Consider the following 10,141-nt stretch of genomic DNA (forward strand, 5'->3'; position numbering starts at 1 on the left):
CAGATGACTGCAATCTTAGCGATCGCACGAATACGTTCAATTACCTCGGATGTAATAACGGTCGATCCACGCCCGCGGCTAGCGGCTGTTTAGCAGCTGCTTAGCGGCGCAGAGTTCGCTCAAGAGAGGGGGTTAGTCAAGCAGATAGAGTGGAGAAAACCGGGAACGGCGCTGACGTTCCCGGTGAGTGCCGACAGGACGCTACCCCTTAGGCTGCTCCAGCGACGACTTCAATTCCTTGGCCGCCTCTTCAATTCGCTTCGTCACAATGGCATACGCTTCGGTTTGGGCCTGCTGTGTTTTTTGAGCGATTTCCTGCATATCGGCGAGGGCCTGGTGCAGTGCCTTTTGAACGACTTCGGTCGGATTGGATGAAGCTTTGGCCGGCGTGGTGGCGTACTGCTGCGCAATGCCCTGGAAGTCGTTGAGGGCCCGGCGCAGAATTTCGATCTGTTTATCTCGAAGCGCTTCCATGCCGCCGAATGCGACGCGGTTCGCGGCCGCCAGTGCTTCGACGTCCTTTCTGCGCGCATCCAGGATTGCCTGCACGTCGAATCCCGGAAGTTTGTACTGCTGGAACATCGCGGAAAACTGACTGAACGGGTCGCTGTACTCGGGCTTCGTCATGTGCCTCTCCCTAAGATATGTTCACGTTCGCGGAAACGTCGACGCTCCTCAGGCGTAGAGGGTGGCGCCCAACGCTCTTTCGATAGTACAGGCTAACGATCTTTGCTGAATCCAAGGGAAAACGCGCACAGGTCGACAATCTGCGTTTAGCTGATTGTCAGAAAAGATCATGTGGCAGGCGTTAATCCGCATGACCTTAGCCAATCTCGGAGTGTGTAGCGTCCTGCACCACCAGCGGGTATCCGCCTGAATCGGCGCCGGCGCCGTTTCGAGCGTTGCGTCGCGCCGCCCCAGGCGCAACCCCCATGATTCGCTTGAATGCGCGGCTAAAGGCGGCTTCGGAGTCGTATCCAAGGGAGCTTGCCAATTCCGCAAGCGATGAATCCGTCTCTCGCAACCGCGTAAGCGCCGCCTGCATTTTCCACCGCATGGCGTAGCGCATGGCCGGTTCGCCGATGAGTTGCGTGAAGCGCGCGGAAAACGCCGAGCGTGACATGCCGACTTCGTCTGCCAGCGATGCCACCGTCCAGTTGCTTGCCGGATCGCGATGAATCATCGTAATGGCTCGCCCGATCTGCTTGTCGCGTATTGCGCCGAGCCATCCCGTCTGCGCTTGGTGAGCATTGGCGATCCAGGACCGGATAGCCTGGATGACGAGAATATCGGCTAGCCGTGTGATGACAGTTTCCCCTCCCGGGTTCAGATGCTGCGCCTCGGCCGCGATGAATCGCAGCGTGCTCTGGATCCACTCTGTTTCCGGCGATTTCCATGTATCGACGCAAATCAGCCGGGGCAACAGGCGAATCAGTTGATGCGCTGCCGGGTGGTCGAAACGCACGACGGCGCAGATCATGGTCGTGGCCGCGCCGCCTTCTCCGTGGCGAAGAACTTCATAGCGATTGCTGATTGCATCGCGCGGCAGATCGAGGAGTTTTCCTGCCGGGACGCCCGCGTGGCTCATCAGCCGATGTCCCGCACCGTGCGGAACGAGGGCGAGATCGCCGGGGCGCAGCAAGCGAGGCTCGACGCCGTCCACTTCGAGCAGACACTCGCCAGCCGTGACGACGTGGAACATCAGGCACTGATCGAACGCCGGGAGTTCGAGGGCCCATGGAGCGGTGAATTCCGACCGGCAATAAAAAGTGCCGCTCATGCGCAGGAAGTGGAGCGCTTCGCCGAGCGGATCGTCGGGTGCGGGCAGGTCGGTCATGGGAAATAGTGTAATTCAGCCGGTTGCTGCTGCGTGCCAGTTCGTCCATTTCACTGGACGAATGAGCATTAAATCAAGACGTAATGTCATTGTTCGTCTTTAGAGATCACATTACGCTGGATTCACGGTCGCCGCACGGTGCGGCGCTTATCTGGGGGAATTGACCATGGCTACAAATCCCATTTCGGTGCTCGGAAGCACGGGCAAGACAGGCCGTCGGATAGTGGCGCGTCTTGCCGCCCGCAATCTCCCCGTGCGGCACGGTTCGCGGGCCGCCACGCCGCCGTTCGACTGGAATGATTACTCCACGTGGGCACCCGCGCTCAAGGGCGTCAGCGCCGTCTACATCTGCTTCTACCCGGATTTGTCCGTCGCTGGGGCGACCGGTGCAATCCAGTCGTTCACCGATCTGGCTGTGTCGAGCGGCGTCCGGCGTCTCGTGCTGCTGTCCGGGCGGGGCGAGCCGGAAGCACAGCGCTGTGAAGACATTGTGCGCAACGCCGGCGTCGACTGGACGCTGCTGCGCGCGAGCTGGTTCGCGCAGAACTTTAGCGAGGCGCATTTCCTGGAGCCGATACGCGATGGCGAGCTTGCATTGCCCGTTGGGAACATTGGCGAGCCGTTTGTCGATGCTGACGATATAGCCGACGTCGCGATAGCTGCGCTGACGCAGAACGGCCATGCCGGACAGCTCTACGAACTAACCGGCCCGCGTCTGGTGACCTTCGCCGAAGCGGTCGCGGAGATTGCCCGAACATCCGGGCGATCGATCCGGTTCACGAGGCTGTCCATGACGGAGTACACGGAAGCGCTTGTGGAAGCCGGGCTTCCGGCACAAACAGTCGAGCTTATCCACTATCTCTTCACGGATGTACTGGACGGCCGAAATGCCTCCGTGGAGGACGGTGTCATTCGCGAACTTGGGCGGCCTCCGCGTGATTTCAGCGCCTACGTGCGGGAGACGGCGGCAACGGGGATCTGGAGCCGCGAAGAAGCTTAGTTGAGTCTTCTCAGTCTCTCCCGTTTAGCAATCCGGGCGAAGCTTTTGCGAGCGATTCAAACATTTTCATGACGTCGCAAAGAGTCAACTCGCAGTCGTAAGCAGGCGATACAAAGATAATTTGAGCTTGTACCGTACGTCCTTCGCTTTGATCTCATGTGCGGGCCCCTTTGATGACACGAGGAGTCTCAATGAAAATTCGAGGGTCTTAAGGGGAGAGATTAAAGTCGGATAACTAAGTATTTGGAGTTTAAGCGTTGCCTTGGCAAGTTTAACAACGGATAAAAATCAATGCTCGAAACAGAAATGATGGAGTTTGTCCGGCGGACTTACGAGATGTATCCGCCGGACACGGTTACCATGACAATTGCCGAGCAACGCGTTCTCTACGACAACTACGCAAAGGCGTTTACGCCTGCGCTGCCCGATGGGTTGCTCATTGAAACAAGCGCGCTCGATTCTGTCGCGGGACATCGCATTCCCTTGCGCTTGTACCGAACGACGAACGGCACGGCTCAAGCCGGCACCGTGCTGTACTTCCACGGCGGCGGTTTTGTGCTCGGCTCGCTTGATAGCCATGAAGCTATCACCGCGCGCCTTGCGGCCGATACCGGCATGCACGTGATCGCCGTTGATTATCGGCTCGCACCCGAGCACCCCGCGCCCGCCGCGCACGAAGACTGCATCGAAGTGACACTCGCAGCAATCAATGCCACGTTGCCCTTTGCGGGACTGCCCGCCAGGCTCCAAATCGCCGGCGATAGTGCCGGAGGGAATCTTGCCGCCAGCGTTGCAACCATTCTTCGTGACCGGGGAGTTGCCGGCGTGACGGGGGTGGTGGCGATCTATCCAGCGCTTGGACGGGAGCCGGAATTGCCCGCGCGCGATACCGAGGCTGACGCCCCAATGCTCACGCTTGCCGACGTCCACGCTTACCGCGAACTTTACTGGCAGGACAGGGTGCCTTATCCGCAGATTTCGCCACTCGACGCACCTCACTTCAGCGGACTACCGGCGACATTAGCCGTTGGCGTTGAACATGATCCTCTGCGTGACGATGCCCGCGTCTATATCGAACGCATTCGCGCGGCGGGTGGGGACGGCTATTTTTGGCTCGGGGAAGGACTGGTACATGGATGTCTGCGGGCACTTGATAAGAGCCCGGGCGTGAAGCTGCTGTATCGCGAGGTCTGTGAATTTTTGACGCGTCCACAGGGGTAAGCAGCGGTAAAAATAACTCGGGCAAGCCCCGTGCTGAACCTTGCCTGGTTGATTCCTGAACGGCCATCCAAGCTTTCTCGTTACATGTCGCGACGTTTTTTCATCGACAGAAACTCAACTTAACGTTTGGTTTCACCTGTCATGAAATCGCCCCGCTAGGATGGCGGATAGACAAGAAATGGTTGCTCACCTAGGGCAATTGTTTAAAGCCGTCGTGACTACAGTCGTGAAGCCGGGCCTACCAGAGAACCACTTATAACAATATGGACAGAGCACAACGCACGCTTCTATACATTGGAGGTAAGCCGAACGAATCGCTGCTAAGTTTTCTCAGTGACCCTGCCTGGCTTGTCGTGCCGGCGATGGGGGCCGACGCAGTGGCGAAGCTTGCGCGTGAGCCTATGGCCGGGCTGCTCGATCTGACAGACGGTATCCACGACGGGAGGTTCGCCAGGGTCCAGCAACTCTCACGTTCAGTGCTGGTTGCATGGGTCGCGCTTGTATCGCAAGAGACGCTACGGCGGGCGGCTGTTCGAGACTTTATCGCTACACATTGCTTTGCTTTTGTAACGCTGCCGGCATCGCATGAGCGGATCGTAGATGTGATCGGGCAAGCCATCGATATGGAGGTTCTTCGCTCAGAGGTCGTGCTACCCGATCTTGAGGATGCGTCAGAGGATCCTTTCGGGCACGCTTTAGGGGATGCATTCGGCCACGGCGTGATAGGTTCATCTGAGGCCATGCTGGAACTTTATCGGACCATTGGAAAGGTCTCAGCCAGTGACGCCGCTGTGTTCATTTCGGGCGAGTCGGGAACCGGCAAGGAATTGACCGCGCAGATGATTCACGGGCGATCGGTCCGCCGCGACATGCCTTTCGTGGCGGTGACCTGCGGCGCTGTTGCGCCTGATCTCCTTCATTCGGAATTGTTCGGCTACGAACGCGGAGCGTTCCCAGGTGCCACGCAACGCAAGATAGGGCGAGTCGAGCAGGCGCATGGCGGAACGCTGTTCATCGATGAAATTGGCAACCTGCCGCGTGAGAGTCAGGCCGCGTTGCTGCGTTTTATCCAGGAACGCAAGATCGAGCGCCTGGGCAGTCTTGAGTCCGTTGATGTAGATGTACGGTTGATCACGGCAACGCACAAGGACATGCAAGCTGCCGTCGCGGAAGGCAAGTTTATGGCGGATCTTTTCTTCCGGCTTTGCGTGCTTCAGATTGGGGAGCCGCCGCTTCGCGTGAGAGGAAAAGACATCACGGATCTTGCCGCGCACACGCTTGAACGCTTTAAAAATGAACGCGCGCGCAGGATACATGGGTTTGCTCCGGACGCGATTGCAGCGTTGCATAACTATGGCTGGCCCGGGAATGTTCGAGAACTGATCGATCGTGTCCGCCGCGCAATAGTTTTGTCTGAAGGCAAGTTCATCACCGCTGACGACCTTGAATTGGCGGAGCATGTTTCACTCGCGCCGGACTTGCTTCGCGAAGCGAGGACTTCGGCGGACAGACGGGCAATAGAAGTGGCGCTCTTCGCGCATAAGGGCCGGGTTGTCGATGCCGCTCGCATCCTTGGCATTTCGCGCGTGCATCTGCACCGGTTGATGCAGGAGCTGGGAATATCCACGCGCGCGGCGCTTGATGAAGCGGACGAGTTGAGCGATCCCAGCGACTATGAGTAAAGCTACCAGAGCGTCCTGATGCAGCCGATGACCCTCTCAATGTAATTGATGGAGAATCATATGCGCCTGCTTGATTCATTCGACCACACCGCATGGATCACCTGCGAGCGATGCGGGAACACCTATTCCGGTGGCGGCCAAGGATGCAGCCGATGCGGTAATACGCCGACCATCATGCAGCGTCAGGGGAAATTATCTTCCCCTCCGAATTCGGAGAAGGTTAGTGCGCGCGGCGTATTGCCTCGCACGCGGTCACGGCGCGCAGCACGCATTGCGCTTGCGTGCATGCTTTGTGCGGGTGCGCTGGTCGCTTATACGTTGACTAAACCTTATCTTGCGGGCATTGGCCACACGCCGCAGATCGGAAAAATGCACTCGTCCGCAACGGGGTCGCTGGTCCAAAGCGGGCAGGTGGTGACACAAGGCGCCTCGGTCTTGCCGGCTAAGCCATCCGCGTTAAATGATCAACAGAATGCCGGCGATGAAACCACGCGAGCACAACATCCGGATGTCAATGCGTTTTATAGTGCGCTGCAGGCCGGGAATCTGTCGGCGGCACGCAGGGGTCTTGCGAGGATATCGGTGAGCAGCGAGGGTAGCAGTCAGTTGGAAAAGATGCGTACGGAACTCACCGGCCGAGAACATACTCGCGATGCGTTGCTGCACCACGCGTGGCATTGCCGTGCGCTGGGTGACTGGCAGTGTGTTGCCGACAATGCGACGCAAGCGTACGCGATCGATGCCTCTAGCTGGGAAGCAAGACATCTCGTTGCCATGGCGGCGAAGGAAACCAGCAAGGCTGATAAAGAATAGGACTTGGCGGCTTAGGCTTAAGCGGCAGATCAAGCGCTCAATGCGTCGCGTGTGCGGCTAACTTGCGCTTCGCATGATGTCGGCAAGCGCATCCTTGACCTCGTTGATCAAAGCGGGCCAGCCGCCCTGGTCCTGGCGAAACAGGTACATATCCTTGGGGTACCACGGCGAGTTGTTTCCCGTTCGATGCCAGCGCCAGTCGACTCCTGTTTGCGGCAGCATCAACCAGCATGCAACGCCCAACGCACCGGCCACGTGAGCGATCGCTGTATCGACGCAGATGACAAGATTCAGTTGCGCAACGATGGCCGCGGTATCGCCAAAATCGCGAATCTCCCGTCCCAGGCAAAGGGCGGGTTGCAGCGCCTTGCATTCATCGGCCTGCATTTCAGCATCCCCTACCTGCAGGTTGATGAAGCGAGTTCCACTCACGGACCACAGCGGCGCCAGATCGGAAAAATGGCGTAACGACCGTTGCGCGTCGTTGTCGTGCTCGGCGTTGCCTTTCCAAACCAACCCAACCCGCAAGCCGTCGACGGGTAAGCGTGCTTGCCACTTCTCCAAACGATTGGTGAATACGCCCACATAGGGAATCCCTGCTGGAATCGACGCGACTGTTGTCCCCATGCGTAAGGGCAGGCTCATTAACGAAGCCCAGTAATCGTGTCCTTGGAGCGCTTGCGGGTCGGTGATCAGCGCGTCGATACCTTCTACTGTACGCAGAAGCGGCGCGAGTTGGGGTTGGCAGATCATCGATATCTTTGCCGCACCTTGCGCCTTGAGCCGCGACACGTAACGGACGAACTGTATGGTGTCGCCGTAGCCTTGCTCCGGCAAGAGCAACAGGGTTTTGCCGCTCAGGTCCTCACCGTTCCATTGAGGGAAGGGCAACTGCCGGTGTTCTTCAAACGCTTCCGATCGCGCTTCGTAATATTGCCAGCCTTCCGTATATTGGCCGGCGGAGAGAAGAAGCATCCCCAGGTTGAAACGGGCTTCGGCAAAGTCCGGCTTCAGTTCGAGCGCACGACGATATTCAGTTTCCGCTTGTTCATGCCGATGAAGTTTTTCGAGCGTCCCTGCGCGGTTATTCCTGATTTCTGCAGAATCTGGCATCTGTTCGAGCGCGCGGCAATAGTGCGTTTCGGCTTCATTGAACTGCCCGCATTGCCGCAATAGATTCGCCAGGTTGTTGTGCGCCAGACCATTGCGATCATCCCGTTCAAGCACGCAACGATAAGCGCGTTCTGCTGCTGTCATGTCCCCCTGTTGCCAAGCATGCCATGCTGATTCCATGAGCGGATGGTCCGTGTGTTCACGGTCGGAGAATGTTTTCCGGTTCATAAGGCGGTCTTGTTTGCGGCAGACGTTGGCAAGCGTTATTGCTCTTGTATCAGGCGTTCCTTACAAAACGCTGACCTTGCGAAGGGGATTTAAAAATATCCAAAAAATATTTGATCACGATGGGAATAGCGGAAGGGATACGTGTGTTTGTCCCATTGCAAACTACACACTTTCCAGGAATTAAAAATGAAGACCCGTCGTGCTACGTTACTTTTGTCGATCCTTGCCAGCGCGTTCATTTCAGCTGGTGTCATGGCTCAAGAGACTCAACCTGCTAAAGGCCCTGTCAAGAACATCGTGCTGGTTCACGGTGCGTTTGTGGGTAGTTCGGGTTGGAGACCGGTCTACGATATCCTGACCAAGGACGGTTATAACGTCACCTTGGTCCAGGAACCGTTGACGTCGTTTGCGGAAGACGTGACTGCCACGAAACGCATTCTTGACCGTCAGGACGGCCCGGCTATTTTGGTTGGCCATAGCTATGGCGGCGCGATCATTACATCGGCTGGAAATGACTCCCATGTAGCGGGTCTGGTCTACATTGCTGCTCATGCGTTGGACACGGATGAAACCGAGGTTGGCAACGGCAAGAAGTTTCCGAATTCGGCCCACCCGCTTGTGAAAACACCGGATGGTTTCCTGTTCCTCGATCCGGCCAACTACCCTGGCGATTTCGCTGCGGACCTGCCGCTGAAGCAGGCTCAGTTTGAAGCCCGCGCACAGATGCCGACATCGGCCGCGGTTTTCTCGGCCCCTATGACCGATCCCGCATGGAAGGTCAAACCTAGCTGGTATATGGTCGCGAAGTCGGACAAGATCATCAATCCTGACCTGGAACGGATGTACGCGGCCCGCGCGCACAGCCATACCGTTGAGATAGCCGGCGCGAGTCACTCAGTGTATGAATCGCATCCGAAAGAAGTGGCCGCTTTGATTGAACAAGCAGCCGAGCATGCGCAGGACTAAGCTGCATTTTAAATAAAGGGTGGTGCAGGGGCATGGATCGGTGAACTGTTCATTTCCATATACATAGGAATGCTGATAGTGTGATGAGGTCGAATTCGTCCACGATCCAGTCCCTGCAAGCCTTTGCTATTTCACCACGCCCCGCCGTGCTATGTATTGGCTTCTTGTTCCAGCCACGAGCGGAAGGCAACAACAAGTTCGTCCGTTTCCTTGGCCTCCGGCACATAAGTACAGTAACTGCGGGCAGGAAGACGTGGACTGGCGAATGGTGCGACAAGCCGCCCGGATGCCAGGTCATTCGCTATCAGGGCGGTCGGTCCCATCGCGACCCCTAAGCCGTCGAGCGCGGCTTGGAGCGTGAGATAAAAATGATCGAGCGTCAGCGTGGTGGCGGGCTTGAGATCGGCTACCTTCGCTTTGGCGAGCCAGTCGCTCCATAACCTTGGGAGGCTTGATGTATGCAGGAGCGTGTGATGGATCAGGTCGCGCGTTGTCTTGAGTGGCAGTTGATTGAGCAGCGCGGGACTGCAGACCGGTATGCGTTCCTCTGACAAGAACGGGCGCATTGAATAGCCGTAGAACGAGTCGGGGCCGCCACGAATGATGATGTCGTAGGTGTCTTGCAGTGCTTCTACCGGCTCATTGGACGTCTCCAGACTCACCTCAACGCCGGGATGCAGCCGTTGAAAGCCTGCGAGTCTTGGGACGAGCCAGCGCAGTGCGAACGTGGCGGGTCCATTCACCCTCAGGACTCGTGGCGATACGCTGCCCACGTAACCATACCTGGAGGTTGCGGAGGCGACCTGTTCGAACGCCGGTCCGATTTCAGCGAGATACGCGCGGGCTGCTGGTGTGAGGACGACGCGCCGATTGTGGCGCTCGAACAAGGGTGCGCCCAACCATTCCTCTAGCAGACGGATATGTTGGCTCACAGCGCCGTGAGTGACGTGTAATTCGGCTGCGGCTGCCTTGAAGCTGCCTAAGCGGGCAGCGGCTTCAAAGGCGCGAAGTGCGTTAAGCGGGGGTAGAAGATGCTGCATTCAGGTCAGTTTTGCTAGTGGAAAATACAAGATTTAGTGTTCCAATGCCCAGAATCACAAGAGATATAGTCGCCCGAAAAGCATTCTTAAGCAATGGCTTTGCTAAAGAGGTCCCGCGTCCGTGCAAATTCGGAGGAAGGTTGTTCGCGGATAGCGCGGGGTGTCCCATGGGCAGGTTCAATCACTGGTGGCGAAGCGTGTGGGTATCCGTGTTCGGAGAAAGTGGGGTTCACACATCCTA

At 57.5% G+C, this 10,141-nt stretch carries 9 protein-coding genes; 5 read left to right on the top strand and 4 right to left on the bottom strand.

The window, feature by feature from the left end; genetic code table 11:
• Positions 1-201: 201 nt before the first annotated feature.
• Both ACSQ83_RS34330 and ACSQ83_RS34335 read right to left on the bottom strand, forming a co-directional pair.
• Complete coding sequence (locus tag ACSQ83_RS34330; RefSeq protein WP_414954768.1) at positions 202-627, bottom strand: phasin family protein; 426 nt, start codon at positions 625-627, stop codon at positions 202-204.
• 196 nt (positions 628-823) lie between these two features.
• A complete protein-coding gene (locus ACSQ83_RS34335; protein WP_436231172.1) occupies positions 824-1,837 on the bottom strand; it encodes an AraC family transcriptional regulator in 1,014 nt (337 codons plus the stop codon).
• A gap of 166 nt (positions 1,838-2,003) precedes the next feature.
• On the opposite strand from ACSQ83_RS34335, the gene ACSQ83_RS34340 reads away from it, so the two are divergent.
• The 4 genes from ACSQ83_RS34340 (at position 2,004) to ACSQ83_RS34355 (ending at position 6,553) form a co-directional block, all read left to right on the top strand.
• Complete coding sequence (locus tag ACSQ83_RS34340; protein WP_436231173.1) at positions 2,004-2,837, top strand: NAD(P)H-binding protein; 834 nt, start codon at positions 2,004-2,006, stop codon at positions 2,835-2,837.
• 291 nt (positions 2,838-3,128) lie between these two features.
• Positions 3,129-4,058, top strand: a complete 930-nt coding sequence (locus tag ACSQ83_RS34345; RefSeq protein WP_436231174.1) for an alpha/beta hydrolase — start codon at positions 3,129-3,131, stop codon at positions 4,056-4,058.
• A gap of 263 nt (positions 4,059-4,321) precedes the next feature.
• The gene (locus ACSQ83_RS34350; protein ID WP_436231175.1) at positions 4,322-5,740 is read left to right on the top strand and encodes a sigma 54-interacting transcriptional regulator; all 1,419 of its coding nucleotides are present in this window, start codon (positions 4,322-4,324) and stop codon (positions 5,738-5,740) included.
• A 60-nt stretch (positions 5,741-5,800) separates the two neighbouring features.
• Complete coding sequence (locus ACSQ83_RS34355; RefSeq protein WP_436231176.1) at positions 5,801-6,553, top strand: hypothetical protein; 753 nt, start codon at positions 5,801-5,803, stop codon at positions 6,551-6,553.
• Between the two features lie 57 nt (positions 6,554-6,610).
• Here the strand turns inward: ACSQ83_RS34355 and ACSQ83_RS34360 are convergent, their stop codons facing one another.
• Entirely contained in the window at positions 6,611-7,894 is a 1,284-nt protein-coding gene (locus tag ACSQ83_RS34360; RefSeq protein WP_436231177.1) for a tetratricopeptide repeat protein, read from the bottom strand.
• A gap of 186 nt (positions 7,895-8,080) precedes the next feature.
• Here ACSQ83_RS34360 and ACSQ83_RS34365 point away from each other — a divergent pair, with 186 nt between their 5' ends.
• Positions 8,081-8,860: an alpha/beta hydrolase gene (locus tag ACSQ83_RS34365; protein ID WP_436231178.1), complete on the top strand. Its 780-nt coding sequence runs from the start codon at positions 8,081-8,083 to the stop codon at positions 8,858-8,860.
• Between the two features lie 149 nt (positions 8,861-9,009).
• Here the strand turns inward: ACSQ83_RS34365 and gcvA are convergent, their stop codons facing one another.
• On the bottom strand, positions 9,010-9,900 hold the full coding sequence (gene gcvA, locus ACSQ83_RS34370) for a transcriptional regulator GcvA (RefSeq protein WP_414968029.1): 891 nt from the start codon (positions 9,898-9,900) through the stop codon (positions 9,010-9,012).
• Between the last annotated feature and the right edge of the window lie 241 nt (positions 9,901-10,141).

Origin of the sequence: Caballeronia sp. LjRoot29 (genome assembly GCF_964252755.1) — a bacterium.
Lineage (GTDB): Bacteria > Pseudomonadota > Gammaproteobacteria > Burkholderiales > Burkholderiaceae > Caballeronia.